The 25186-nt window shown below is 65.9% G+C and carries 21 protein-coding genes; 17 read left to right on the forward strand and 4 right to left on the reverse strand.

The window, feature by feature from the left end; all coding sequences use genetic code 11:
* Positions 1-34: 34 nt before the first annotated feature.
* Complete coding sequence (locus ACGYLI_RS07425) at positions 35-391, reverse strand: hypothetical protein (protein WP_271692497.1); 357 nt, start codon at positions 389-391, stop codon at positions 35-37.
* A gap of 173 nt (positions 392-564) precedes the next feature.
* Between ACGYLI_RS07425 and ACGYLI_RS07430 the strand changes: the two genes are divergently transcribed.
* From ACGYLI_RS07430 to mnmH, 7 genes are all read left to right on the forward strand, one after another.
* A complete protein-coding gene (locus tag ACGYLI_RS07430; RefSeq protein WP_394418475.1) occupies positions 565-1539 on the forward strand; it encodes a glutathione S-transferase family protein in 975 nt (324 codons plus the stop codon).
* A gap of 80 nt (positions 1540-1619) precedes the next feature.
* Positions 1620-2573 carry a threonine-phosphate decarboxylase CobD gene (cobD, locus tag ACGYLI_RS07435; RefSeq protein ID WP_394418477.1) on the forward strand — a complete coding sequence of 318 codons (954 nt, stop codon included), beginning with the start codon at positions 1620-1622 and terminating at the stop codon, positions 2571-2573.
* Positions 2570-3478, forward strand: a complete 909-nt coding sequence (gene cbiB, locus ACGYLI_RS07440; RefSeq protein ID WP_394418479.1) for an adenosylcobinamide-phosphate synthase CbiB — start codon at positions 2570-2572, stop codon at positions 3476-3478. The genes cobD and cbiB overlap by 4 nt, the downstream gene beginning before the upstream one ends.
* A 13-nt stretch (positions 3479-3491) precedes the next feature.
* Entirely contained in the window at positions 3492-4670 is a 1179-nt protein-coding gene (locus ACGYLI_RS07445; protein ID WP_394418481.1) for a lytic murein transglycosylase, read from the forward strand.
* An 11-nt stretch (positions 4671-4681) separates the two neighbouring features.
* The gene (locus tag ACGYLI_RS07450; RefSeq protein WP_394418483.1) at positions 4682-5068 is read left to right on the forward strand and encodes a rhodanese-like domain-containing protein; all 387 of its coding nucleotides are present in this window, start codon (positions 4682-4684) and stop codon (positions 5066-5068) included.
* Positions 5069-5139: 71 nt separating this feature from the next.
* Positions 5140-5490, forward strand: a complete 351-nt coding sequence (locus tag ACGYLI_RS07455) for a RidA family protein (protein ID WP_394418485.1) — start codon at positions 5140-5142, stop codon at positions 5488-5490.
* A gap of 52 nt (positions 5491-5542) precedes the next feature.
* Positions 5543-6598 (forward strand): tRNA 2-selenouridine(34) synthase MnmH, encoded by a 1056-nt coding sequence (gene mnmH, locus ACGYLI_RS07460; protein WP_394418487.1) that lies wholly within the window; start codon positions 5543-5545, stop codon positions 6596-6598.
* Here mnmH and selD read toward each other — a convergent pair.
* Positions 6582-8753 carry a selenide, water dikinase SelD gene (gene selD, locus ACGYLI_RS07465; protein ID WP_394418489.1) on the reverse strand — a complete coding sequence of 724 codons (2172 nt, stop codon included), beginning with the start codon at positions 8751-8753 and terminating at the stop codon, positions 6582-6584. The two genes, mnmH and selD, sit on opposite strands and share 17 nt — an antisense overlap.
* 290 nt (positions 8754-9043) lie before the next feature.
* Here selD and ACGYLI_RS07470 point away from each other — a divergent pair, with 290 nt between their 5' ends.
* The 4 genes from ACGYLI_RS07470 to ACGYLI_RS07485 all read left to right on the forward strand — a co-directional run bounded on the left by ACGYLI_RS07470 (position 9044) and on the right by ACGYLI_RS07485 (position 14089).
* Entirely contained in the window at positions 9044-11113 is a 2070-nt protein-coding gene (locus ACGYLI_RS07470) for a DEAD/DEAH box helicase (RefSeq protein ID WP_394418491.1), read from the forward strand.
* Between the two features lie 200 nt (positions 11114-11313).
* Positions 11314-12711, forward strand: coding sequence for an aspartate aminotransferase family protein (locus ACGYLI_RS07475; RefSeq protein ID WP_394418493.1), 1398 nt, complete (start codon positions 11314-11316; stop codon positions 12709-12711).
* A 207-nt stretch (positions 12712-12918) separates the two neighbouring features.
* Positions 12919-13182, forward strand: a complete 264-nt coding sequence (locus ACGYLI_RS07480; protein WP_209216644.1) for a glycine zipper 2TM domain-containing protein — start codon at positions 12919-12921, stop codon at positions 13180-13182.
* 145 nt (positions 13183-13327) lie between these two features.
* Entirely contained in the window at positions 13328-14089 is a 762-nt protein-coding gene (locus ACGYLI_RS07485) for a sulfite exporter TauE/SafE family protein (protein ID WP_394418495.1), read from the forward strand.
* Here ACGYLI_RS07485 and nagA read toward each other — a convergent pair.
* Positions 14086-15216, reverse strand: coding sequence for an N-acetylglucosamine-6-phosphate deacetylase (gene nagA / locus ACGYLI_RS07490; protein WP_394418497.1), 1131 nt, complete (start codon positions 15214-15216; stop codon positions 14086-14088). The two genes, ACGYLI_RS07485 and nagA, sit on opposite strands and share 4 nt — an antisense overlap.
* Positions 15216-16103, reverse strand: coding sequence for a BadF/BadG/BcrA/BcrD ATPase family protein (locus ACGYLI_RS07495; protein ID WP_394418499.1), 888 nt, complete (start codon positions 16101-16103; stop codon positions 15216-15218). The genes nagA and ACGYLI_RS07495 overlap by 1 nt, the downstream gene beginning before the upstream one ends.
* Positions 16104-16221: 118 nt before the next feature.
* Between ACGYLI_RS07495 and ACGYLI_RS07500 the strand changes: the two genes are divergently transcribed.
* The 6 genes from ACGYLI_RS07500 (at position 16222) to ACGYLI_RS07525 (ending at position 25151) form a co-directional block, all read left to right on the forward strand.
* A complete protein-coding gene (locus ACGYLI_RS07500) occupies positions 16222-17685 on the forward strand; it encodes a PLP-dependent aminotransferase family protein (protein WP_394418500.1) in 1464 nt (487 codons plus the stop codon).
* 96 nt (positions 17686-17781) lie between these two features.
* Entirely contained in the window at positions 17782-19557 is a 1776-nt protein-coding gene (gene xsc / locus ACGYLI_RS07505) for a sulfoacetaldehyde acetyltransferase (RefSeq protein WP_394418501.1), read from the forward strand.
* Positions 19558-19560: 3 nt separating this feature from the next.
* Positions 19561-20655, forward strand: coding sequence for an acetate/propionate family kinase (locus tag ACGYLI_RS07510; RefSeq protein ID WP_394418503.1), 1095 nt, complete (start codon positions 19561-19563; stop codon positions 20653-20655).
* Complete coding sequence (locus ACGYLI_RS07515) at positions 20652-23468, forward strand: molybdopterin oxidoreductase family protein (RefSeq protein ID WP_394418504.1); 2817 nt, start codon at positions 20652-20654, stop codon at positions 23466-23468. Before ACGYLI_RS07510 ends, ACGYLI_RS07515 begins: the two co-directional genes overlap by 4 nt.
* A gap of 49 nt (positions 23469-23517) precedes the next feature.
* On the forward strand, positions 23518-24276 hold the full coding sequence (locus tag ACGYLI_RS07520) for a 4Fe-4S dicluster domain-containing protein (protein ID WP_394418505.1): 759 nt from the start codon (positions 23518-23520) through the stop codon (positions 24274-24276).
* Positions 24276-25151 (forward strand): dimethyl sulfoxide reductase anchor subunit family protein, encoded by an 876-nt coding sequence (locus tag ACGYLI_RS07525; protein WP_394418507.1) that lies wholly within the window; start codon positions 24276-24278, stop codon positions 25149-25151. Before ACGYLI_RS07520 ends, ACGYLI_RS07525 begins: the two co-directional genes overlap by 1 nt.
* Positions 25152-25186 lie beyond the last annotated feature (35 nt).

Here is a 25186-nt window from a genome sequence, read left to right on the forward strand (position 1 = left end):
CGGCGCGGCGGGGCAGCCCCGCCGTGCCGCCCTATCAGGTGCGGCCGTCTTCGATCAGCCCCAGCGGCGCATCGGCGGGGCGTTCGAAATCAAGCGGCGGACGGTCTGCCACGGCAGTCGCGCGTTTGAACTCATAGCGCATTTCGCCCGCTTCTTCCTCGCTCGCCACGATCAGACATTGGAACAGATGCAGGCTGCCGTCATAGAGATCGACCAGCCCGCGCAGCTTCGGCGCATCCTCCAAATCGACGGAGAAACCGGTCTTCCACATGCGCAGCACGCGGTAGACATCACCGCCCGCCTCAAGCCGCAGGCGCGCGCCCTTGCGCAGGCTTGCCATACGCGCGGCATCCAGCCCCGCCTGTATTTCTTTCGACAGAAATTCTTCCATGCGCAATCCCCCCGCTGATGCCTCTAAGCTGGCGGAAAGCGTAGAAAATTCAAGTTAAGAATTGGTGACGTTTGGGCAGTCTGCATCAGCGCAGAGCGGCTGCGCGCCTATGAAGATGGGCGGCCCCCGCGCCCTGCCCTAGATATACCCTCAAACGCGGAAAGGAGAACAAGATGGGCCTATTGGTCGATGGTAAATGGCAAGACAAATGGTATGACACCAAATCCTCGGGCGGCAAATTCGAGCGCAGCGAGGCCAAGTTTCGCAACTGGGTGGCCGCCGACGGCAGCGCCGGACCCAGCGGCGAAGGCGGGTTCAAGGCAGAATCGGGGCGCTATCACCTCTACGTCAGCTATGCCTGCCCATGGGCGCATCGCGCGCTGATCTTCCGCCAGTTGAAGGGGCTTGAGGATCACATCGGTGTCTCTGTCGTGCATCCCGATATGCTGGGCGAGGGCTGGACCTTTGACACGGATTTCCCCGGCGCCACGGGCGACACGCTCTTCGGCCTGCCCTATGCCCGCGACATCTACACCCGCGCCGATCCCGATTTCACGGGCCGCGTCACCGTGCCGATCCTCTGGGACAAAGAGCGCGAGACCATCGTCAGCAATGAGAGCGCCGAGATCATCCGCATGTTCAACAGCGCCTTCAACGCGATCACCGGCAACAGTGATGACTATTACCCCGCCCCCCTGCACGACCGCATCGAAGAGGTGAACGCCCGCGTTTATGACACGCTGAACAACGGCGTCTACAAAGCCGGCTTCGCCACCACGCAAGAGGCCTATGACGCCGCCGTGCATCCGCTCTTCGACACGCTGGATTGGATCGAAGACATCCTGTCGCAGAACCGCTACCTCGCGGGCGACCGGATGACCGAGGCGGACTGGCGGCTTTTCACCACGCTGGTGCGCTTCGACAAGGTCTATCACCTGCACTTCAAATGTAACCGCCACCGGATCGTCGATTACCCGAACATCTGGGCCTATACGCGCGAGCTCTATCAGGTGCCGGGCGTGGCCGAGACGGTGAACTTCGACCATATCGTGCGGCACTATCACTACAGCCATGATACGATTAACCCGCACCGCATCATCCCGATCAATCCGGTGCTGGACTTCGACGCGCCGCACGGGCGCGGCTGACCTCCCCTCCCCCTGCCGCGTGGAAGGCGCTTGATCGCGCAGCGCTTTTGCGCTTTCACCGCAGCGACGACGGCAGGGGGATGATCATGCAAAAGCCAGACCAGCGCGACCACGGCGGCGGTGTCGATGCGGCAGCGGCGCGTTTCGGCGGAGAGCGGTCGGATTGGATCGACCTTTCCACTGGGATCAACCCCGCGCCCTACCCAATACCTGCCCTGCCTGCGGGCGCATGGGCTGCCCTCCCCGACGCCGCGGCGCAAGACGCGCTGCTGACCGCCGCCCGCGGCTTTTGGAAGGTACCCGAAGGCGCCGCGATCCTTGCCGTGCCGGGGGCCTCCTCGGCCATCGCGCGAATCCCGGCGCTGGCCCCGAAAGGCCGCGTGCGCATCCCCGGGCCGACCTATAACGAACATGCCGCCAGCTTCGCCGAGAATGGCTGGCAAGTGGTCGAGACGGGCGAGACCGAAGCCGCCGTTCACGTCCATCCCAACAACCCCGACGGGCGCCTGTGGCCTTTGGCAGAGACGACAGCCCCGCTCAGCATCATTGATGAGAGCTTTTGCGACATCACGCCCAACGCCACCCTGATGGCGCAGGCCACGGTGCCCGGCACGCTGATCCTCAAGAGCTTTGGCAAATTCTGGGGGCTGGCCGGGCTGCGGCTGGGGTTCGTGATCGGCGATCCGGCCTTGGTGGCACGGCTTGAACAGTTGCTTGGGCCGTGGCCGGTCAGTGGCCCCGCGCTGCATATCGGTGCAGCGGCGCTTCGGGATCAACCATGGGCCGAGGCCACGCGGGCGCGGCTGGGGGCCGAGGCCACGCGCCTCGACGGGCTGATGACCACAGCAGGCGCAGAGATCGTCGGCGGCACACCGCTTTTCCGGCTCTATGAGGTCGAAGACGCGCAGGCTTGGCAAACCCGCCTTGCCCGGCACCAGATCTGGAGCCGCGTCTTCCCCTACAATCCGCGCTGGCTGCGCCTTGGCCTGCCGCCCTCGATAGGTTGGGCGCGGTTGGAGCAGGCGCTGGCATGAGCACGGCGGCGATCCTCGCGCTGGCCATGCTGCTGGACGCCGCGCTTGGTGAGCCGGACTGGCTCTGGCGTCGCATGCCGCATCCGTCGGTGCTGATGGGGCGGCTGATCGGCTGGGGGGACCGTCGGTTGAACCGCGGCCAAGCCCGCCGCGCCAAGGGCGTGGCGTTGCTGCTGGCGCTGATGATCGGGGCCGCGCTGCTCGGCTGGGCGCTCAGCCTGTTTGGCCCCCTAATCGAGATCATCCTCGCCGCCATCCTGCTGGCGCAGCGCTCCCTCGTTGAGCACCTGCGCGCCGTGGCCGACGGGCTGCGCCAATCCTTGCCCGCAGGGCGCCGCGCCGTGGCGATGATCGTCAGCCGCGATACTGGCGAGATGCCCGCAGATGCGGTCGCCCGCTCGGCAATCGAAAGCGGGGCGGAGAACCTCAGCGACGGGATCATCGCCCCTGCCTTTTGGTTCCTGCTGGGCGGTCTGCCGGGGCTGCTGGTCTATAAAATCGTCAACACCGCCGACAGTATGATCGGCTACCGGACCCCGCGCTATGCCGATTTCGGCTGGGCCGCGGCGCGGATGGATGACCTTCTGAACCTCGCCCCCGCACGGCTCACCGCGCTGCTGATTGCCTTGCCCGGTGGGGTGCTGCACCGCTGGCGCGACATCAAGGGCGACGCGGCGCTGCACCGCTCGCCCAACGCCGGTTGGCCAGAAGCCGCCATGGCGCGGGCCATAGGTGTGGCCCTCGCCGGTCCGCGCAGTTATGATGGGCAGGTGCAGCAGTTTCCTTGGGTGCATGGCGCGGGGGCGCGCGTCATCGGACCTGCGGAGATCGATGCGGCCATCACCCGCCTCTGGCAGGCATGGTTGGTGATGTGGGCAATCGCCCTAGTTCTGGCCTGTCTGTGACAAAGAGGTAACCATGCGCCCCACGTTTCTCGCTGCCGCACTCGCGGCGCTCACCCTTCCCGCCAGCGCCTATGCCCAAGCCAAATGCGGCGGGAATTTCGCTAGCTTCATCGCCGATGCCAAAGCCGAGGCCGTGGCGAACGGCGCCGATCCCGCCAAGGCCGAGCGTTTCTTTGCCGGCCTGCGCCAAGACCCCGCCGTGCTGCGCGCCGATCAGGCCCAAGGGGTGTTTCAAAAGCCCTTCATCGAATTCTCGCGTCGCCTAATCTCGGAAAACCGGATCAACCGGGGCCGCGCCATGGCCGAGAAATACGACGCCATCTTCGACCGGATCGAGGCGGAATACGGCGTCAGCCGTGGGGTGCTTTTGGCCTTCTGGGCGTTTGAAACGGATTACGGCGCGTTCCAAGGCGACTTTAACACTGCCAATGCGCTGGCGACCCTTTCCCATGACTGCCGGCGCCCCGAACTGTTCCGCCCGCAGCTTTTCGCTGCTCTGGAGCTTTTCGAGCGCGGTGAGTTCGACCCGGCCACCACCACCGGCGCTTGGGCCGGTGAGATCGGCATGGTGCAAATGCTGCCGCGCGACATCCTAGAGAACGGGATGGATGGCGACGGCGACGGCGCGGTCTCGCTCAAGACATCTGCCCCCGATGCGCTGCTGTCGGGTGCCAAGATGCTGCAAAGCCTCGGCTGGCGCGCGGGCGAGCCTTGGTTGGCCGAGGTCACCCTGCCGCAGGATTTCGACTGGTCGCAAACCGGGCTGGAGACCACAAAACCCGTCAGCGAATGGCAGGCGATGGGTGTCTCCCCCCGCAACGGCCCGTTGGCCGAGGGGCTAACCGCCTCTGTCCTGCTGCCGCAGGGGCGCGGCGGGCCTGCTTTCATCGCCTATCCGAACTTTCGGGTTTATTTCGAGTGGAACCAGAGCTTTACCTACGTCATGACCGCTGCCTATTTCGCCACACGGCTGGAAGGCGCGCAGGTCTATGATGCGGGCAACCCGGCCCCCGGTCTGGGCGGCGAGGCGATGAAAACGCTGCAACGCAAACTCCAAGCCAAGGGCTATGACGTGGGCGATGTGGATGGCATCCTCGGCTCTGGCACCCGCGGTGCGGTGCGGGCCGAGCAGGAACGTCTCGGCATGCCCGTCGATGGCTGGCCCACGCCTGAGTTGCTGAACAAACTGTAAGGAGAAGACCGATGGCCCTCAAGAAAACCGCCGCGCAAATGGTCGCCGAAGCCCGCGCCCGGATCGAAGAGATCGACAGCACTGAGGCCATCGCCATGCTGGAGGACGAAAACGTGCAATTCGTCGACCTGCGTGACCCCCGCGAACGCGAACGCACCGGGTTCATCCCCGGTGCCTTCCACTGCCCGCGCGGCATGTTGGAGTTCTGGATCGACCCAGACAGCCCCTATTTCAAAGAGGTCTTTGCCCAAGACAAGAAGTTCGTCTTTCACTGCGCCTCTGGCTGGCGCTCGGCCATCTCGGTCGCGACGTTGCAAGACATGGGCTTTGACGCGGCCCACCTGAAGGACGGTTTCGGCGGCTGGGAAAAAGCGGGCGGCCCGATCGAGAGGTCCTGAAGCGCAGGCTTTGATCTGGCCTCCCCCACGTAAAGCTGCCACAAGTTTTGCAACGTCAAAGGAGAGACAGAATGACCGAGATCAAACGCCACCACACCAACACCCGCATGAGCCAGATCGTCGAGCATGGCGATGTGATCTACCTTGCCGGGCAGGTCGGCACGGCGGGCGCGGATGTGGCCCAGCAGACCCAAGATTGCCTCGATAAGGTCGACGCCCTGCTGGCAGAGGTCGGCAGCGACAAGACCCACATCCTGCAATCGACCATCTGGCTGGCCGACATGGCCGATTTCGAAGCCATGAACGCCGTCTGGGACGCATGGGTGCCCGAGGGCCAAGCCCCCGCCCGCGCCTGCGGCGAATCCAAACTCGCCACGCCGGAATATCTGGTCGAAGTGCTGGTGATCGCCGCCAAAGCCTGAGCCATCCCCCCCGCGCCCTGTTACGGGGCGCGGGGCTTTGTCGGCCTCCCAGATGACCCCCTGCACCCTCACCGCCCTGTCGGACCTCGCCACGCTCAACGTCGACACAATCATCGACGTGCGCGCGCCAATGGAGTTTGCCGAGGATCATCTGCCCGGTGCCATCAACCTGCCCGTGCTGTCGGACGCGGAGCGCGCCGAAGTGGGCACGATCTACAAGCAGGTCAGCCCCTTTGACGCGCGCAAGATCGGCGGGGCGCTGGTGGCGCAGAACACGGGCCACCATTTGCAAACGGCACTGGCGGATAAAGACGGTAGCTGGCAGCCGCTGGTCTATTGCTGGCGCGGCGGGCAGCGGTCGGGGGCCTTTTCGACGATCCTCGATCAGGTCGGCTGGCGCGTGCAACTTCTGCGCGGCGGTTATCGCAGCTACCGGCGGCTCGTGGTCGCGACGCTCTACGACACGCCACTGCCGCATCGGCTGATGCTGATCGAGGGCGGCACCGGCACGGCCAAGACACGGCTGTTGCACCATCTGGCCAAGGCAGGCGCGCAGGTGCTTGACCTCGAAGGGCTGGCGCAGCACCGCGGCTCGCTTTTCGGTGCGGTGGACGGCGGGCAGCCGCATCAAAAGATGTTCGAATCCCGGCTCGCCCAAGCGCTTTTGCCGCTCGACCCCGCGCAGGTGACATGGGTCGAAGCCGAGAGCAGCAAGATCGGCGACATCACCCTTCCGCCTGCGCTTTGGGCCGCGATGCGCGACGCCGCGCGGGTTGAGATCGCCGCCCCCTTGGCCGCGCGGGCGGATTTTCTGTGCCGGGCCTATGATGACCTGACCACCGACCCCGCCATGCTCGAAAACCGCATCGACAAGCTGCGGCCCTATCATAGCGGAGAGACGATCACCCAGTGGCAGACCCAAGCCCGCGCGGGTGATTGGGCCAGCCTCGCCGAAGGGCTGATCGGCCAGCATTACGATCCGCGCTATGCCAAGGCCGCCAGCCGCAACCCCGCCCCGCGCGCCCGGCTGACGCTCGACCGGCTTGATGACAGCACATTGGCCGAAACCGCCGCCGCGCTGCACAGCCGTTTCACCGCAGGCGGATAGAGGGCACCCCCGCCTCAAGCCGCCCGATGATATGGCCCGCCAAACCTTCGGCCTTTAACCGCGTCTGCGCCGCTTTCGCCGCATCCTCGGGCAGGGCTGCCAGCAGCCCCCCGGCGGTTTGCGGATCGTGGAAAAGCGGGTTCACCGGGTCTGCCGCCGCAATCGGGGCGTCCGCCTGATTAACAGCCAGCAAGGAAGAGGCCACCCCCTTATCCGACAGCGTCTGCGCCCCGGGGTAGATCGGCACCGCCTCTCCCCAAAGCTCCGCCGCCAATCCCGAGGCGCGGCAGATCGCTTGCACATGTCCGGCAAGGCCAAAGCCCGTTACATCCGTCATCGCATGGGCCTTGCTCAAAATCTCCGCCTCCCGCGCCTGCGGGGTGGCCATGACGCCGAGCGCTTCGGCCACCACCCGCCCCGGCGCGGTCCCTGCCATATGGCCTGCAAGGATCACCCCCGACCCGATGGGCCGGGTCAGCATCAGCACATCGCCCGGCTGCGCGCCACCGTGGCCAAGGGGCATCACGTTCCGCGTACCGGTGACCGTAAAGCCGATGGTCAGTTCCGCGCCCATGGTCGTATGGCCACCCACGATCTGCGCACCTGCGCCCGCCATCACCTCCTGCGCGGCCACCGCGATTTCGCGCAGGGTCCGGGCCTGCAATGCGGGCGACATGCGAGGCAGGATGATCGAACTCAGCGCCGCCTGCGGTGTGGCCCCCATCGCCCAGATGTCGCCCAAGGCATGCACCGCCGCGATCCGCGTCATCAGGGCCGGGTCTTCGATGAAGCCGCGCAAATGATCCGTGCTCATCACCTGAAAGCCGCCGCCGGGGCGGCGCAGCACCGCCGCATCATCGCCCGCCCCGGTGAGCACATCGCCCGAGACGGGCGGCTGCACCTCGGCCAAGAGATCGCCCAGCACCGCGCCGCCCACCTTGGCCCCGCATCCACCACAGAGCGGCTTGCCCGCCAGCGCCTCCTGCACGCCCGAGGCCACCGGGCCCGCCAGCGCATCGGTCTTCATCGCGGGCAGGTCATCGAGCCCGTCCATAAACTTCCGGTCGATCCGGTCCTTCCATTGCCACAGCAGCGCACCGCCGAGGGCCAGCCCGTTCCGCTCCGCCACGGCGGCTTTCCCGCCGAGTGAGATCAGCTTGAGATAATGCCGCTGCGGCTTGAACGCCCGCCGTGCCCCGCCGCTGAGCGCCGCGCGCAGGTTGTCGTGCAGCACCGGCGCCGCCCGCACGGCAAAGACACCGGCCTTGGGGCGCGGGCTGGCCTCCATATGCGCGCAATCGCCAACGGCGAAGAGCCTGTCATCATCTACCACCCCCAGATCGGCCCCCACGCGGATGAACCCCGCGTGCAGCGGCAGATCGGTCTGGGCAAGCCAGCCCTGCGGCACCGCCCCCGCAGCCCCCACGCAAAGCGCCGCAGAGATCGGCGCACCATCCGCCAAGAGCACCTGCCGGTCGGTGATCTGCGTGACCTTGGCCTCAAGCGCCACGGTCACCCCAAGCTCTGCCATCTGCCGCCGCACCATCGCCTCGGTCCGGGGGGCCATGCCGGAAAGCTGCGGCCCATGTTCCACCACCGTCACCGCAGGCTGCCCCCCCGCGTCGCGCAGGGCAAAGGCCATCGCCATGGCAAGCTCGCAGCCCGCCACACCGCCGCCGATCACCGCCACCTCGGGCGGCTGCTCCCCGGCCTTGACCGCCGCGAGAAACTCCCGCCAACGCGCGGCATAGAGATCGAGCGGCTTGGCCCCGACCGCCTGCGCGGCAAATCCCGGCAGGTCCATCTTGGCCGTGATACCTATGTCGATCGACGCCACGTCATAGGCCACGGCCCCGCGCCCTTCGACCGTGATCTCCCGCGCCGCGCGGTCGATCCCCGTTGCCGCCCCAAGGATCAACCGAGCCCCGGCGTGGCGGCAGAGGCGCATCAGGTCGATCTCCAATGCATCGCGGTCGTAATGCCCGGCGATATGACCGGGCAGCATGCCGGTATAGGGCGCGGTAGGGCCGGGGTTGATGACGGTCAGCCGTGCGCCGGGCAGCGGGTCCATCCCCCATTTGCGCAGCACCAGCGCATGGGCGTGCCCGCCCCCCACCAGCACCAGATCCCGCGTCAGGGGCAGATCGCTTTGCACCAGATAGCCTCACTCTCTCTTTCCGCTTTGGATCATAGCTACCCCAAGCCACCCGCCCGCGCCATCGGCCTGACCGAGATGTGAGCGGGCCGGATCAGAGCGGAAATGGCGCTTCCCCGCCCATTCAGGCCCGGAAAGCCGCCAAACCGGTAAAAAGGGTGACAATTCGCCACAAAACCCCCATGTACATTCCATCCCCGACCCTCTACCGACGGTCGGATTCCTTTGCCGTGGCTGGTAGCACCCCACGTGCCCGCCCCCCGCACAACGTTCAAGACAGGACAGCCTTCGTGATCCAGACTATTGCCGATGCCCTTGCCCAACAGGGTTATGAAACACTTACCGCCGTACAGGAGGCCGTCACAGACCCTGCGCTGAACGATCAAGACCTTCTGGTTTCGGCCCAAACCGGGTCGGGCAAGACGGTGGGCTTCGGCCTTGCCATCGCGCCGACGCTTCTGGGCGAGGACACGCATTTCGGCCAAGCGGGCGCGCCGCTGGCGCTGATCATCGCGCCGACGCGCGAATTGGCCATGCAGGTCAGCCGCGAGTTGACCTGGCTTTACGGCAAAGCGGGCGCGGTGGTCACCACCTGCGTCGGCGGCATGGACACCCGGACCGAGCGTCGTGCACTGGACCGGGGCGCACATATCGTCGTCGCCACACCGGGCCGCCTCTGCGACCACATCAAACGCAACAACATCAACCTCGACGCGATCCGCGCCGTGGTGCTGGACGAAGCGGATGAGATGCTTGACCTCGGCTTCCGCGAAGACCTTGAGTTCATCCTGTCGGAATCCCCCGAAGAGCGCCGCACGCTGCTGTTCTCGGCCACCGTACCTGCGGCGATTGCCAAACTGGCGCAATCCTACCAGCGCGATGCGCAGCGCATCACCACTGTGGGCGAAGCCAAGCAACACAGCGACATCGAATATCGCGCGCTGAACGTGCATCCGCGCGACACCGAGAACGCGATCATCAACGTGCTGCGTTTCTACGAGGCCAAGAACGCCATCGTCTTCTGCAACACCCGCGCCGCTGTGGCGCGGCTAACCACGCGGTTCACCAACCGCGGCTTTTCGGTCGTGGCGCTTTCGGGTGAGCTGACGCAGTCCGAGCGCACCAACGCGTTGCAAGCGCTGCGCGACGGGCGCGCGCGGGTCTGTATCGCGACGGATGTGGCCGCACGCGGCATCGACCTGCCGAACCTCGAACTGGTGATCCACGCCGACCTGCCCAGCAACTCTGACACGCTGCTGCACCGTTCGGGCCGCACAGGCCGCGCCGGGCGCAAGGGGGTCTCGGCCCTGATCGTGCCGCCCAAGATGCGCAGCAAGGCGAACCGGCTTCTGGGCTGGGCCAAGCTGAAAGTGGAATGGGCCGCACCGCCCTCCGCCGCCGAGGTCAACGCCGCTGACGAAGCCCGCCTGCTGGCCGATTCCGCATGGGTGGAGCCTGCGCCCGAGGATGCGGCGGAATTCGTCACCTCGCTGGTCGAGAAATTCAGCGCCGAGCAATTGGCCACCGCTTTCGTCAACCTCTACCGCAAGCGCCAGTCCGCCCCGGAAGAGCTGAGCGACCCCGGCGCGCCGGGCGAGGACAAGCCGCGCCGCGACTTTGGCCCATCGGTCTGGTTCTCGGTCTCCACCGGGCGCAAAGACGGGGCCGAGCCGCGCATGTTGCTGCCGATGCTCTGCCGCCGCGGCGACCTGACCAAGGACGACATCGGCGCGATTCGCGTGCAAGACAGCCATAGTTTCGTGGAGGTGGCCGAAGCCTCGGTGCCCGGCCTGCTCGACACGCTCGGCGGCGAAATGACGCTGGAAGACGGCGTGGTGCTGACCAAGTTGGACAAGGCCCCGGACCTGCCGCGCGGCCCCAAACCCGGCGGCAAACGCGGCCCGAAACCGGGCGGTTTCAAAGGCGACCGCGGCCCGCGCAAACCGCGCGGCGATTATGACCCGGATGCCGCCCCCGCCCCGCGCAAACCCCGCGCGAAATCCAGCGACGGCCCCGGTGCTGCGTCTTTCGACAAGCCGAAATTCGACAAACCCCGCGCGCCCAAGGGCGAGCGCCCGCCGAAGTCGCATAAGACCGAGCGTAGCCCAATGAAACCCGGCGCGACGCCCAAGCCCAAATCGGGCGGCGACGCGAGCGGCAAGCCCAAGGCAAAGGCCGTTTGGAAAAAGGAAAAGCCCGCGGGCGACGCCCCGCGCAAGGGCAAGGGCAAACCGACCACCTCGGCCACCACGCCGGGCGGAGAGAAGTCCTACAAGCGGGCCTCCGACCCGTCCAAACGCTTCACCCCGCCGAATAAGATCGGCAAACAGGGCGGCAAGGGTGGCCCGAAATCGAAGTAAGACCAAACGCCGGGGCCTCACCCCGGCGTTTTTGCATCCGGCGCCATTTCTTTAAAGAAATCGCCCCCTCTGGCCTCACCGAAGGGGATAAACTGGCACTACTGGATCTTGCCTATTCGCGGTGTTCTTGGAACAGTTTATCCCGCCTTTGCGCGGGCTTCATTCGTGGGCTCGCCCACCCGTAAAGAAAGGTTTGCCCCATGGACGGCAATTTCAACGAGAACGACATCTCCCGCGTTGTCGCAGCCGACCGCGCGCATATCTGGCACCACCTGAGCCAGCACAAACCCTATGAAACCACCGACCCGCGCATCATCGTCGAAGGCAAAGGACTCCGGGTCTGGGACCAGAAGGGCAAGGAACACCTCGACGCCGTCTCGGGCGGGGTCTGGACGGTCAACGTCGGCTATGGCCGCGAAAGCATCGCCAATGCGGTGCGCGACCAATTGATCAAGCTAAACTATTTCGCCGGTTCCGCAGGCTCGATCCCCGGCTCCCATTTCGCCGAGAAGCTGCTCGACAAGATGCCCGGGCTCGACCGCGTCTACTATTGCAACTCCGGCTCCGAGGCGAATGAGAAAGCCTTCAAAATGGTCCGCCAGATCGCACACAAGCGCTACGGCGGCAAGAAGCACAAGATCCTCTACCGCGACCGCGACTACCATGGCACCACGCTTGGCTGTCTCTCGGCAGGCGGTCAGGACGAGCGCAACGCGCAATACGGCCCCTTCGCACCGGGGTTCGTGCGGGTACCGCATTGCCTTGAATACCGCAGCTTCGAACAGGACGGCGCGCCACAGGAAAACTACGGTGTCTGGGCCGCCGATCAGATCGAAAAGGTGATCCTCGCCGAAGGCCCCGAAACCGTGGGCGCGCTCTGTCTCGAACCGGTCACAGCAGGCGGCGGCGTGATCTGCCCGCCCGAGGGCTATTGGGAGCGCGTGCAGGAGATTTGCCGCAAATACGACATCCTGCTGCACATCGATGAGGTCGTCTGCGGCGTGGGCCGCACCGGCACATGGTTCGGCTATCAGCACTACGGCATCCAGCCCGACATGGTGACCATGGCCAAGGGTGTCGCCTCGGGCTATGCCGCCATCGCCTGTCTGGTCACGACCGACGCCGTCTTCGACATGTTCAAGGACGATGCCAGCGATCCGCTGAACTACTTCCGCGACATCTCGACCTTCGGCGGCTGCACCGCAGGGCCGACGGCGGGCATCGAAAACATGAACATCATCGAGCGTGAGAACCTGTTGGAAAACACCACCAACATGGGCAACTACATGGTGGAGCAGCTGCACGCGCTGGCCGACAAACACGCTGTGATCGGCGACGTGCGCGGCAAGGGGCTGTTCTTGGGCGCCGAACTGGTCACTGACCGCGACAGCCGCGACCCCGTTGAGGAAAAGCGCATTCAGGCCGTGGTGGGCGATTGCATGGCCCAAGGCGTGATCATCGGCGCCACCAACCGCTCCCTGCCCGGCAAGAACAACACGCTGTGTTTCTCGCCCGCGCTGATCGCCACCCGCGATGATATTGATGAGATCATCACGGCGGTCGATGGCGCCTTGGGCCGGGTCTTCACTTCGGCGTAAAACCGCGTCTTGCGGCATGCGACAGGCGGCATCGGTTGACCCGGTGCCGCCTTCGTCTATCTAAACCCCTGTCTTGCCCGAACATGACATCGCACCGAAAGATCGCCGCAGGTCGAAACCCGCGGGATTTTTCTGAAAATGTAGCGCCTTCGTGGGAACCTCTTCCAATCCCCCCGCGTTGGCAAATGAGTAAACTGGGAGAAAGACATGAAGAAGTTTCTTATCGCAATTCCGATGATCGCCGGTCTCGCCGCTTGTGACGGCACCACTTCCAACCAAGGTGCTCTGACTGGCGCGGCTCTCGGAGCTGCCACCGGTGCTGCCGTTTCAGGCGGTGACGACAAGGTTCAAGGCGCAATCATCGGCGGTCTCGCAGGTGCGGCAGCTGGCAACTACATCGGCCAGACACAGTCCGGCAAATGCGTGTACCAGAACGCCAACGGCCAGCGCTACGTCGCGGCTTGCCCATAAACGGCTGACATCGCGCGATTTCGCGTTATCGGGGCTTCGACCATCGGTCGGAGCCCTTTTTCGTTTCCGCCTCTCCCCTCACCTTGGCACCGGCATGATTTGATCCTAACAGGGATCAAGCGCCCCAAGGGCGCGGGGAGGAACCATGACGACTTTAAGCGATATCGCGATCTTGCTGATCGCGGCCTTCGGCGCGGGGGTGTTGAACACCATCGCCGGGGGCGGCACCTTTCTGACCTTTCCCGCGCTGGTCTTTACCGGCATGCCCCCGGTGGCCGCCAATGCGACCAGCGCCGTGGCGGTGTTTCCGGGCTACCTTGCAGGCGCTCTTGGCTTTCGCAACGAGCTTGGCCACTTCGACCGCCGCGCCTTGCTGCGGCTGTGCCTTATCACGCTGGCGGGCGGTGTGGTCGGCTCGGGCTTGCTTCTGATCTCTTCCAACGCGGCCTTTTCCGTTGTCGTGCCTTTCCTATTGCTTGCGGCGACGCTGGTGTTTCTGCTGGGCGACCGCATCCGCGCCTTCGCCGCCGCCCATGCCCGCGCCGTGACACCCCAAGGCGCGCTCGGCCTCTTTGCGGTCAGTGTCTATGGCGGCTATTTCAACGGGGGCTTGGGCATCGTTCTGCTGGCCCTTTTCGCGCTTTGGGGAATGACCGATCTGCACGGGATGAACGGCCTCAAGACCGGGCTGAGCTTCGTGCTCTCCTCAATCTCTGTGGCGGTCTTTGCCTTGGCCGATCTGGTTGCATGGCCGCAGGCGCTGCTGATGATGCTGGCGGCCACGGCGGGCGGCTATGCCGGGGCGCCCTTGGCGCGGGCCTTGCCGAAAGAGACCGTGCGCTGGCTGATCGCCGCCATCGGGTTCGGCATGAGCGCGGTGTTTTTCTGGCGGCTCGTGACGGGCTAGTCCACCACCCGCGCCGCGCCGGTTTCGGGATCAAAAAGCACCAAGGCGTGGTCCGCGCTTTCGATCCGGCCCAGCCCCATGTCATCGCGCAACAGCGCAACCGGCCCCGAGATCGCCCGCGCGAGGGCCACCTCCAGCGGCTCCCCCACCGCATGGGTCAGCGTATGCACCGCGCGGCCCATTTCCAGATCCGCCCCCGCCAGCGTGCCATCCGCCAAGGTCAACCGCCCCTCGGCGCGGTAAACCTCCCGCCCATTGAGGGTGAAGCCCGTGATATCCGACCCAGCCGTCGCCATGGCATCGCTCACGAGGAAGATACCCTCGGGCTTGGCCGCCAGCGCGTTGCGCATGGAGGCGGGATGCACATGGATGCCATCGGCGATCAGCCCGGCATGAACCCCATCCCGCGCCAATGCCGCCCCGACCAGCCCTGGCGCGCGGTTGCCCATCTGGCTCATCGCGTTGAACAAATGGGTGACGCAGGACGCGCCCGCGTCGAAGGCCGCCATACAGGTCTCGTAATCCGCATCGCTATGGCCGAGCGAGACCACGACCCCCGCCTCGGCCATCGCGGAGATCTGCGCGGTGCTGGTGTTCTCTGGCGCGACGGTGACCATGAGATTCGGCAGACGCCCGGCGGCACGTAGGATCAGGGCGAGGTCGGCCTCACGCATCGGGCGGATCAGCGCCCCGTCATGCGCGCCCTTGCGCGAAAGCGCCAGATGCGGTCCCTCCAGATGCAGCCCGAGAATGCCCGGCACCCCTTCTGCGATAGCGTCGACAGCGGCCTCGATGGCGGCTTCGGTCTTGTCGGGCGTGTCGGTGATCAATGTGGGCAAGAGCGCCGCGACACCGGTGCTGCGATGCGCGTCGGCCATGCGCCGCAGGGTCGCCACATCGGGGCTGTCATTGAACATCACCCCGCCGCCGCCGTTGACCTGAAGATCGACGAAGCCGGGGCAAAGCACGCCGCCCGCCATAGGCTCCGCCACGACGCCCTGCGGCACCTCTTCGGCGGTGAGGATGCGGCGGCTGCCGTCCTGCATCTGCGCCAGCACCATGCCGCGGTGCAACCGCGTGCTGTCGTGGATCTGCGCCCCGGTGAAAACCTTTGCGATCTCGCTCATCACAGAACCTCCCCCGCTGCGGCCTTGCAGGCCAGATGAAACGCCCCATCCAGCGCCGTGCCCCGCGCCGAGATCCGTCCTGCCAAATGGTCTTCCGGCAGGAAAGGCGCATAATGCGGGCCGACCCCGCCAAGCAGACAGAGCGGATCGCCGGGCGCGAAATCCAGCGCCTTCAACGCGCGGGTGTAATAGGCCGCGCCCTCCCGCATCAACGCCTGCGCGTGATGGTCCCCGGCCTCAGCCGCCGCGATGACCTTGGGCGCGAATGCCGCGTAATCCCCCGGCTGCGCCGTCAGGCTGAAGGCCACGAAAGCCTCAGGATCATCTCCGAAATCCGCCAACAAAGCGCGGGTCAGGTCGCTGTGGGGCAACACCCCATCATGACATTGCAGCGCCAGATCCAGCGCGCCGCGGCCCAGCCAAGCGCCCGATCCCTGATCCGCCAGATGGAACCCCCAGCTGCCGACATAGCGAAACGCCGCGCCATCCGTGGCGGCCACGATCGTGCCGGTGCCAATGGCCAAGACCCAGCCCGCCGCACCTTCGCCAAGCGCGCCGACCACGCAGGCGGGGCGGTCATCCTCCGCGATGATCCGGCCATAGGGCAGCGCCGCGCGCAGCCGCGCTGCGTCGCGGACGACGTTCATACCGGCGAGGCCGAGAAAGGCAGTGGCACCGGCAAGCGCCGCGGCCGGCAGCCCCGCCGAGGCCGCCGCCGATTCGACCGTGGCGCGGATATTGATGAGGGTCTGGTCCGGGTCATTGCCGATATTGGCCCGCCCGCCACAGGCCCGGCCAAGGATACCGTCGCGCTGCGTGCCGATGGCCGCACGGCAACCGGTGCCACCGCCGTCCACGGCGATCAAAAGGGGGGCGGAAATGCTCATGCGATCGTTCTAGGCGAGGGGCCGGGCGAACGGAAGTGCGGGCGCGGCCCCGAGGATAAATTCGGCCAGCCGTAATGCCAGATTGAACTCCCCCTAAGGCCAGCCTAACCTTCGCCCCATGGCCCTGCCCGTCGAAACCTTTTTCCTGCGCCCCGATGCGCAAGGCACCCTGCAACAGCAGATCCAGCAGATGATCGCCCAAGGCATCCTCTCGGGCCGGTTCCAGCGGGGGGAGAAGCTGCCCTCGACCCGCAGGCTCGCCGCGCATCTCGACGTCAGCCGGATCACCGTGACCATCGCCTATACCGAGCTTTTGGCGAATGACTACCTCACCTCGCGCGGGCGGTCGGGGTATTTCGTCTCGGACAACGCGCCCGCCCCGCCCGCCTTCGCCCCCCGGGCCGAGGCGGATGACGCCATCGACTGGACCCGCGCCATCGGGCAGCGGTTCAGCGCCAATGGGTTGGCCGCCAAACCGCAGGATTGGGCCAGCTACCGCTACCCGTTCATCTATGGCCAAGCCGACCCAACGCTCTTTGATCACGCCAACTGGCGGCTTTGCGCCTTGCAAGCCCTCGGCCAGCGCGACTTTACCTCGATGACGACCGATTACTACGATCAGGACGACCCGCAGCTGATCGAGTTCATCGCCCGCCACATCCTGCCCCGGCGCGGCGTCTCGGCCCGGCCCGAGCAGATCCTCATCACCCTCGGCGCGCAGAACGCGCTCTGGCTTACCGCGCAGGTGCTGCTGACCCAACGCCGCCGCGCCGTGCTCGAAGACCCGTGCTATCCGGCGCTGAGCGGTATTCTCAGCCAGTCCCGTTGCCACATTACGCCCGTACGGGTGGATCAAGACGGCCTCCCGCCCGAGGCGATCCCCCCCGATACGGATGTGATTTTCGCAACCCCCAGCCACCAATGCCCGACCAATGCGACCATGCCGATGGACCGCCGCCGCGCACTGCTGTCCCGCGCCCGCGCGCTGGAGGCGCTGATCGTCGAGGATGACTATGAGTTCGAGATGTCCTTTCTCAAACCCGCCTCGCCCGCGCTCAAATCGCTCGATGACGAGGGGCGGGTGATCTATGTCGGCAGTTTCTCCAAATCGCTCTTTCCGGGGCTGCGACTGGGGTATCTGGTGGGGTCCGAACCCTTCATCCGGGAGGCCCGCGCGCTGCGCGCCTCGGTCCTGCGGCACCCGCCGGGGCATATCCAGCGCACCGCCGCCTATTTCCTGTCGCTTGGCCATTACGACGCCCAGATCCGCCGCATGGGGCTAGCGCTGCACGAACGCCGCCGGGTCATGGACGCGGCGCTAGAGACCCATGGCCTGCGCGTGTCGGGCCGGGGGGCCTATGGCGGCTCGTCCTTCTGGATGCGCGCACCAGAAGGCGTGGACACGGCGGAACTGGCCGAAAACCTGCGCGCGCAGGATGTGCTGCTGGAGCCGGGCCATGCCTTTTTCGCCGGGGCTGAAAGGGCCACGAATTACTACCGACTGGCCTATTCTTCGATCCCCGCCGCGCGGATCGAAGAGGGCGTCGGGCTGATCGCGCAAGAGATTGACCACCTGCGCTGATCTGGCCCTAGGGCTGGCGCAATTCTGGCCCTAACCCCGGCCTGCACCTGCTCGTAATTTGCCGATAGCTTTGCCCCATGCCCAAAGGATCGCGCGATGAAAATGACCACCGAAGAAGCCTTCGTCAAAACCCTTCAGATGCATGGGATCGACACGGCCTTTGGCATTATCGGCTCGGCCATGATGCCGATTTCCGACCTTTTCCCCGCCGCCGGGATCACCTTTTATGACGGCGCGCATGAGTGCAATTCGGGCATGATGGCCGATGGCTACACCCGCGCCTCGGGGCGGATGTCGATGATGGTGGCCCAGAACGGGCCGGGCATCACCAACTTCGTGACCCCGGTGAAAACCGCCTACTGGAACCACACGCCGCTTTTGCTGGTGACCCCGCAGGCGGCGAACAAGACCATCGGTCAGGGCGGCTTTCAGGAGGTCGAGCAGATGGCGCTCTTCCGCGACATGGTCGCCTATCAGGAGGAGGTCCGCGACCCCAGCCGCATCGCCGAGACGCTGAACCGCGTGATCCTGCAAGCCAAGCGCCACTCCGCCCCTGCGCAGATCAACATCCCCCGCGATTTCTGGACGCAGGTGATCGACATCGAGTTGCCCGCCATCGTTGAATTCGAACGCCCCTCGGGCGGGGAGACCGCCATCGCCGAGGCGGCGGAACTGCTCTCGGAGGCGAAATTCCCGGTGATCCTCAACGGCGCGGGCGTGGTGATCGGCGGGGCCATCGACGACGCGCGGCAGTTGGCCGAGCGGCTGGATGCGCCGGTCTGCTGCGGCTACCAACACAACGACGCCTTCCCCGGCTCGCATCCGCTCTCGGTCGGGCCACTGGGCTACAACGGGTCCAAGGCGGCGATGGAGCTGATTGCCAAGGCCGATGTGGTGCTGGCGCTCGGCACGCGTCTGAACCCCTTCTCGACCCTGCCGGGCTACGGCATCGACTATTGGCCCCGGGAGGCCAAGATCATTCAGGTCGACATCAACCCCGACCGCATCGGCCTGACCAAACCGGTGAGCGTCGGCATCCTGGGCGATGCGGGCAAGGTGGCGCGCAGCCTTCTCGACCGGCTGAGCGAGAGCGCCGGTGACGCAGGCCGCGAGGAACGCCGCAACCTGATTGCCCAGACCAAGTCGGCATGGGCGCAGGAGCTGACTTCGATGGACCACGAAGACGACGATCCCGGCACGACTTGGAACGAACGCGCGCGCAGCCGCGAGCCGGAAAAGATTTCGCCCCGCATGGCGTGGCGCGCGATCCAGAAGGCCCTGCCCACTGAGGCGATCATCAGCTCCGACATCGGCAACAACTGCGCCATCGGCAACGCCTACCCGACCTTTGAGGCGGGGCGCAAATACCTCGCCCCCGGGCTTTTCGGCCCCTGCGGTTACGGTTTCCCGGCGATCTGCGGCGCCAAGATCGCCTGCCCGGACACGCCCGTGGTGGGCTTTGCCGGCGACGGGGCCTTTGGCATTTCCATGAATGAGATGGTGAGCGTGAACCGCGACGACTGGCCCGCCGTGACCATGGTAATCTTCCGCAACTACCAATGGGGCGCGGAGAAGCGGAACACGACGCTTTGGTTCGACGACAACTTCGTCGGCACCGAACTGGCGCAGGACGTGAGCTATGCCGGGATCGCCAAGGCTTGTGGCGTCGAAGGGGTCCAAGTCTCGTCAATGGAAGAACTGACCGAGGCGCTCGACCGCGCGATCAAGGCACAGATGGAGGAGGGCAAGACCACCTTTATCGAAGTGCTGCTGAACCAGGAACTGGGCGAGCCCTTCCGCCGCGACGCGATGAAAAAACCCGTCTCCGTCGCCGGGATCAGCCGGGATGACATGCGCCCGCAACGGGTCTGAGCCATGGCGCTGGTGCTCGTCGTCAATGCAGGCTCGTCATCGATCAAGGTGGCGGTCTTCGACGGCGGGCTGTCTGAAACCCTGCGGATCGAAGCGCAGGGCATCGGCCAGTCCGGCGCCCTGCGGGTAGGAAAAGCTCCGGCGCGGCCGCTTGCCCTGCCCGATCACCGCACCGCCTTCACCGCCATTCTGGCAGGGCTGCGTGACGCGGGGATCGCAACCGCTGACCTCAGCGCCGCCGCGCATCGCGTGGTGCACGGCGGCCCGGATTTGGCCGAGACAACGGAAGTCACCCCCGCCGTGCGCGCCGCCATCGCCGCGGCGCAACCGCTGGCCCCGCTGCACAATCCGCATCACCTTAACGCAATCGACGCCCTTGCAGCGCTGATGCCGGAGTTGCCGCAATTCGCCGCTTTCGACACCGGCTTTCACCGCACCAACCCGGACGTGGCGCGCCGCTACGCGCTGCCCGAGAAGCCCGAGACCGCCGCCCTGCGCCGCTACGGTTTCCACGGCATCAGCTACGAAAGCCTCGTGCGGAATTTCACCGCCCAAACCGGCGCCCCCCTGCCCGACCGCCTGCTGGCGCTGCATCTGGGCAATGGCGCATCGCTCTGCGCGATCCGCAAGGGCCGCTCGGTCGCCACCACCATGGGCTTCTCACCCTTGGGCGGGCTGACCATGGGCACCCGCGCGGGAGAGATCGACGCGGGCGCGGTGCTGCATCTGGTGGGCGATCTCGGACTGGAAGCCGCGCAGAGATTGCTGCACCACGAGAGCGGGTTGCTCGGCCTGTCGGGCCAGACCGCCGACATGCGGCAATTGGCGGAAAGCGGCAGCGAAAGCGACAGCTTTGCCCGCGACCACTTTTGCTATTGGATCACACGTCAGGCCGGGTCGATGATCGCCGCCATGGGCGGGATCGACGGCATCGCCTTCACCGGCGGGATTGGCGAGAACGATTCCGCAGTAAGGGAAAAGGTTCTTGCAAACCTCCGCTGGGCGGGAAATATTCCCTCATGGGTCATCCCCGCCGCCGAAGAGAAACATATCGCGCGCCAAGCGCTTGCCCTGCTGAAAGCCCCCGCCCCCTCATGACGCATTCCCAGCCGCCGCTCGATCTGTCGCCCAAGGTCTCGGACGAGGTCCGCCGCACGACCTGCTACATGTGCGCCTGCCGCTGCGGCATCAACGTGCATATGAAGAAGGGCAAGGTCGCCTATATCGAGGGCAACCGCGACCACCCCGTGAATCGCGGCGTGCTCTGCGCCAAGGGCTCGGCGGGGATCATGCAGCACAATTCCCCCGCGCGCCTACGCAACCCGATGAAACGCGTGGGCCCCCGCGGCTCGGGCGAATTCGAGGACATCAGCTGGGCTGAGGCGCTTGAGATCGCCACCGGCTGGCTGGAGCCGCTACGCAATGAGGCGCCGGAAAAGCTCGCCTTTTTCACCGGGCGTGACCAGTCGCAAAGCTTCACCTCCCTCTGGGCGCAGGCTTTCGGCACCCCGAACTACGCGGCACATGGCGGCTTTTGCTCGGTCAACATGGCCACGGCAGGGATCTACACCATGGGCGGCGCCTTCTGGGAGTTCGGCCAGCCTGATTGGGACCACACCAAGCTCTTCATGCTTTTCGGCGTGGCCGAGGATCACGACAGCAACCCGATCAAGATGGGACTGGGCAAGCTGAAGAAACGCGGCGCGCGGGTGATCGGGGTGAACCCCATCCGCACCGGCTACAACGCCATCGCCGACGATTGGGTCGGCATCACGCCCGGGACCGACGGGCTGTTCATCCTGTCGCTGATCCACTGCCTGATGAAGGCCGGGCGCATCGATCTGGACTACCTCGCGCGCTATACCGACGCGCCGGTGCTGCTGAACGGCGACCCGAAGTCGCCCGAATTCGGCCTGCAACTGCGCGACGCGGACGGCAAGGCGCTGGTGATCGACCGCAAGACCCGCAAGCTCACCCCCTTCGACCAACCCGGCGTCCGCCCCGACCTCTCCGCGACCTACCGCGCGGGCGGGATCACACACCGCCCGGTGTTCCACAAGATGGCCGAAGAATACCTTGGCGAGGACTACACCCCCGAGGCCGTGGCCGAGCGCTGCGGCATCCCGGCGCCGCGCATCCGCGCCATCGCCGCCGAACTGGCGCGGGTGGCTTTCGACGAGGCCTTCGAGATCGACCAGCCCTGGACCGATTTCCGCGGCGAACGTCACGAGAAGATGACCGGCCGCCCGGTGTCCTTCCACGCCATGCGCGGCATCTCGGCCCATGCCAACGGCTTCCAGACCTGCCGTGCGCTGCATGTGCTGCAGATCATCCTCGGCACCGTGGAAGTGCCCGGCGGCTTCCGGTTCAAACCGCCCTACCCCAAGCCCGCCACGGCGCATCCCAAACCCCATTGCAAGGCCACGCCGGGCGGGCCGCTCGACGGGCCGCATCTGGGTTTCGTGCAAGGCCCCGACGATCTGGCGCTGTGCCCTGATGGCAGCCCCGCGCGGATCGACAAAGCCTTTACTTGGGAAAACCCGATGTCGGCCCATGGGCTGATGCATATGGTGATCTCAAACGCCCATGCGGGCGATCCCTACAAGATCGACACGCTGTTTCTTTATATGGCGAATATGTCGTGGAACTCATCCATGAACCCCGGCGGGGTGATGGAGATGCTGACCGATACGGATGAGAATGGCGACTACGTGATCCCGCGTATCATCTATTCCGACGCCTATTCGTCCGAAATGGTGGTCTATGCCGATCTGATCCTGCCCGACACGACCTATCTGGAGCGTCACGATTGCATCTCGCTCCTCGACCGGCCGATCAGCGAGGCCGACGCCGCCGCCGACGCGATCCGCTGGCCTGTGGTGGAACCCAACCGCGACGTGCGCGGCTTCCAATCGGTGCTCTGCGATCTCGGCGCGCGGCTGGAGCTGCCCGGCTTCGTGAATGACGACGGCAGTCAGAAATACCGCGACTACGCCGATTACATCACCAACCACGAACGCCGCCCCGGCATCGGCCCGCTGGCCGGGTTCCGCGGAGAGGACGGCACCCAAAGCGGCCGCGGCGCCCCGAACCCCGACCAGATCGCCCGCTACATCAAGAACGGCGGCTTCTCGGCCCACCACATTCCCGCCGAGGCGCAGTACTACAAACCGTGGAACGCCGCCTATCAGGACTGGGCCGTGGGCATGGGGATTTACGACGCACCGCAACCCTATCTCTTCTCGCTCTACGTGGAGCCGCTGCGCCGCTTCCAACTGGCCGCCGAGGGCCACGGCGACCGCCAGCCCCCCGACCATCTGCGCGAGCGCATCAAGCAGTTCATGACACCGCTGCCGCATTGGTACGAGAGCGACCCCGAGGGCACGCAGGGCTACGATGTCCACGCCCTCACCCAACGCCCCATGGCGATGTACCACTCCTGGGGCAGCCAGAACGCATGGCTGCGGCAGCTGCATGGGCGCAACCCGCTCTACCTGCCCACCGCGATCATGCGGGCAAAGGGTTTGAAGGACGGCGATTGGGCGCGCGTGACCTCGCCCCATGGCGGGATCACCGTGCCAGTGATGGAGATGGCCGCGCTGAACCCCCATACCGTCTGGACATGGAACGCCATCGGCAAGCGCAAAGGCGCATGGGCGCTGGACCGCGACGCGCCAGAGGCGACGAAGGGCTTCCTGCTCAACCACCTGATCCACGAGCTTCTCCCGCCCAAAGGCGACGGCCTGCGCTGGTCCAACTCCGACCCGATCACCGGACAGGCCGCGTGGTTTGACCTCAAGGTCCATATTGAAAAGACCGCGGCCCCTGCCGAGGCACAACCGGAGATCCCGCCGCAACGCTCGCCTGTCCCGCCCGCGCCGCGCGACATCGCGTGGAAGGTGGGCAAATGACCCCCTTCGCCCCCCGCGCCGCGAGAACGACCCTTCAGGACCGCCAGACATGACCATGCTCCCGCAACAGACCGACCGCAAACTCGGCCTCGTGATCGACCTTGATACCTGCGTCGGCTGTCATGCCTGCGTGATCTCCTGCAAAGGCTGGAACACCGAAAACTACGGCGCGCCGCTGTCGGACCAAGACGCCTACGGCAGCGCCCCCTCGGGCACCTTCCTCAACCGGGTGCACAGCTACGAGGTCCAGCCCGAGGCCGGTGCCGCTCAACTGGTCCACTTCCCGAAATCCTGCCTGCATTGCGAGGACGCGCCCTGCGTCACCGTCTGTCCGACGGGGGCCAGCTACAAGCGGGTCGAGGACGGCATCGTGCTGGTCAACGAAAGCGATTGCATCGGCTGCGGCCTCTGCGCTTGGGCCTGCCCCTACGGCGCGCGCGAGATGGATCAGGCAGCCGGCGTGATGAAGAAATGCACCCTCTGCGTCGACCGGATCTACAACGAGAACCTGCCCGAGGAAGACCGCCAGCCCGCCTGCGTGCGCACCTGCCCCGCGGGCGCGCGGCATTTCGGCGATCTGGGCGATCCGGACAGCGCGGTCAGCCAGTTGGTGGCAGAGCGTGGTGGCGTGGACCTGATGCCCGAACAGGGCACCAAACCGGTCAACAAATACCTGCCGCCGCGCCCGCGTGACACGCTTGGCCCTCCCGAGGGCGAGATCGACGTGCTCGCCCCCTTCCTCGCCCCGGTGGACGAGGGGCCGAAGGGCTTCCTCGGCTGGCTCGACCGCACTTTGGAGAAGCTCTGATGCATCCGGCGCCTTCCGTTATTCTGTTCAGCAGCCTGTCGGGCATGGGGTTCGGTCTATTGGCATGGCTCGGCATCGGCATGCCTGCCGTGACCGGCTGGGTCGCTTTCGTCTTCTTCGCGCTGGCCTATCTCTTGGCCGTGGGCGGGCTCATCGCCTCGACCTTCCACCTCGGCCACCCGGAGCGTGCGCTCAAAGCCTTCACCCAATGGCGCAGCTCTTGGCTCAGCCGCGAGGCTTGGGCCTCGGTTGCGGCGCTGCTGGTCATGGCCGCCTATGGCGCGGGGTTGGTGTTTTACGACACGCGGCTTTGGCCCTTGGGGGTGATCGGTGCGGCGCTGTCGCTGCTGACGGTGCTGACCACGGCGATGATCTATACCCAGATGAAAACCGTGCCGCGCTGGCACAGCGTGATGACGCCGCTGAATTTCCTGTCGCTCAGCATCGCGGGCGGTGCCCTGCTGGCGGGGCAGGTGACGGCGGCGATGATCCTGCTGGCGCTGGCCGGGGCGGTGCAGATCGCCACATGGTGGCGCGGGGATCGGGCGCTTGCGGCCTCAAACAGCGATATCGCGAGCGCGACGCGGTTGGGGCCGCAGGGCAGTGTCCGCGCCTTTGAGCCACCCCATACTGGCAGCAACTATCTGCTACGGGAATTCGTCTATCAGATCGGGCGCAAACATGCGCTGAAACTGCGGGTGATCGCGATTGCGCTGATGGTGCTGCTGCCGCTGCTGCTGTTGCTCTCGCCTGTGTTTCACCACCTTGCCGCCGGTCTCGCGGTGCTCAGCCATGCGGCAGGGGTGCTGACCGCGCGCTGGCTGTTCTTTGCCCAAGCCGAACATGTGGTCGGCTTCTATTACGGCAAACGCTGAACGCAAAAGAGGGGGTGTCTCCACCCCCTCTTCGT

It is taken from the genome of Sulfitobacter sp. 1A13421 (assembly GCF_043557285.1).
GTDB classification, from domain to species: domain Bacteria; phylum Pseudomonadota; class Alphaproteobacteria; order Rhodobacterales; family Rhodobacteraceae; genus Sulfitobacter; species Sulfitobacter faviae.

What these genes read in the sequence shown, in the direction of transcription:
- ACGYLI_RS07425 (WP_271692497.1), bottom strand. Translation starts at nt 391, where the DNA reads ATGGAAGAATTTCTGTCGAAAGAAATACAGGCGGGGCTGGATGCCGCG.
- ACGYLI_RS07430 (WP_394418475.1), top strand. Translation starts at nt 565, where the DNA reads ATGGGCCTATTGGTCGATGGTAAATGGCAAGACAAATGGTATGACACC.
- cobD (WP_394418477.1), top strand. Translation starts at nt 1,620, where the DNA reads ATGATCATGCAAAAGCCAGACCAGCGCGACCACGGCGGCGGTGTCGAT.
- cbiB (WP_394418479.1), top strand. Translation starts at nt 2,570, where the DNA reads ATGAGCACGGCGGCGATCCTCGCGCTGGCCATGCTGCTGGACGCCGCG.
- ACGYLI_RS07445 (WP_394418481.1), top strand. Translation starts at nt 3,492, where the DNA reads ATGCGCCCCACGTTTCTCGCTGCCGCACTCGCGGCGCTCACCCTTCCC.
- ACGYLI_RS07450 (WP_394418483.1), top strand. Translation starts at nt 4,682, where the DNA reads ATGGCCCTCAAGAAAACCGCCGCGCAAATGGTCGCCGAAGCCCGCGCC.
- ACGYLI_RS07455 (WP_394418485.1), top strand. Translation starts at nt 5,140, where the DNA reads ATGACCGAGATCAAACGCCACCACACCAACACCCGCATGAGCCAGATC.
- mnmH (WP_394418487.1), top strand. Translation starts at nt 5,543, where the DNA reads ATGACCCCCTGCACCCTCACCGCCCTGTCGGACCTCGCCACGCTCAAC.
- ACGYLI_RS07475 (WP_394418493.1), top strand. Translation starts at nt 11,314, where the DNA reads ATGGACGGCAATTTCAACGAGAACGACATCTCCCGCGTTGTCGCAGCC.
- ACGYLI_RS07480 (WP_209216644.1), top strand. Translation starts at nt 12,919, where the DNA reads ATGAAGAAGTTTCTTATCGCAATTCCGATGATCGCCGGTCTCGCCGCT.
- ACGYLI_RS07485 (WP_394418495.1), top strand. Translation starts at nt 13,328, where the DNA reads ATGACGACTTTAAGCGATATCGCGATCTTGCTGATCGCGGCCTTCGGC.
- nagA (WP_394418497.1), bottom strand. Translation starts at nt 15,216, where the DNA reads ATGAGCGAGATCGCAAAGGTTTTCACCGGGGCGCAGATCCACGACAGC.
- ACGYLI_RS07495 (WP_394418499.1), bottom strand. Translation starts at nt 16,103, where the DNA reads ATGAGCATTTCCGCCCCCCTTTTGATCGCCGTGGACGGCGGTGGCACC.
- ACGYLI_RS07500 (WP_394418500.1), top strand. Translation starts at nt 16,222, where the DNA reads ATGGCCCTGCCCGTCGAAACCTTTTTCCTGCGCCCCGATGCGCAAGGC.
- xsc (WP_394418501.1), top strand. Translation starts at nt 17,782, where the DNA reads ATGAAAATGACCACCGAAGAAGCCTTCGTCAAAACCCTTCAGATGCAT.
- ACGYLI_RS07510 (WP_394418503.1), top strand. Translation starts at nt 19,561, where the DNA reads ATGGCGCTGGTGCTCGTCGTCAATGCAGGCTCGTCATCGATCAAGGTG.
- ACGYLI_RS07515 (WP_394418504.1), top strand. Translation starts at nt 20,652, where the DNA reads ATGACGCATTCCCAGCCGCCGCTCGATCTGTCGCCCAAGGTCTCGGAC.
- ACGYLI_RS07520 (WP_394418505.1), top strand. Translation starts at nt 23,518, where the DNA reads ATGACCATGCTCCCGCAACAGACCGACCGCAAACTCGGCCTCGTGATC.
- ACGYLI_RS07525 (WP_394418507.1), top strand. Translation starts at nt 24,276, where the DNA reads ATGCATCCGGCGCCTTCCGTTATTCTGTTCAGCAGCCTGTCGGGCATG.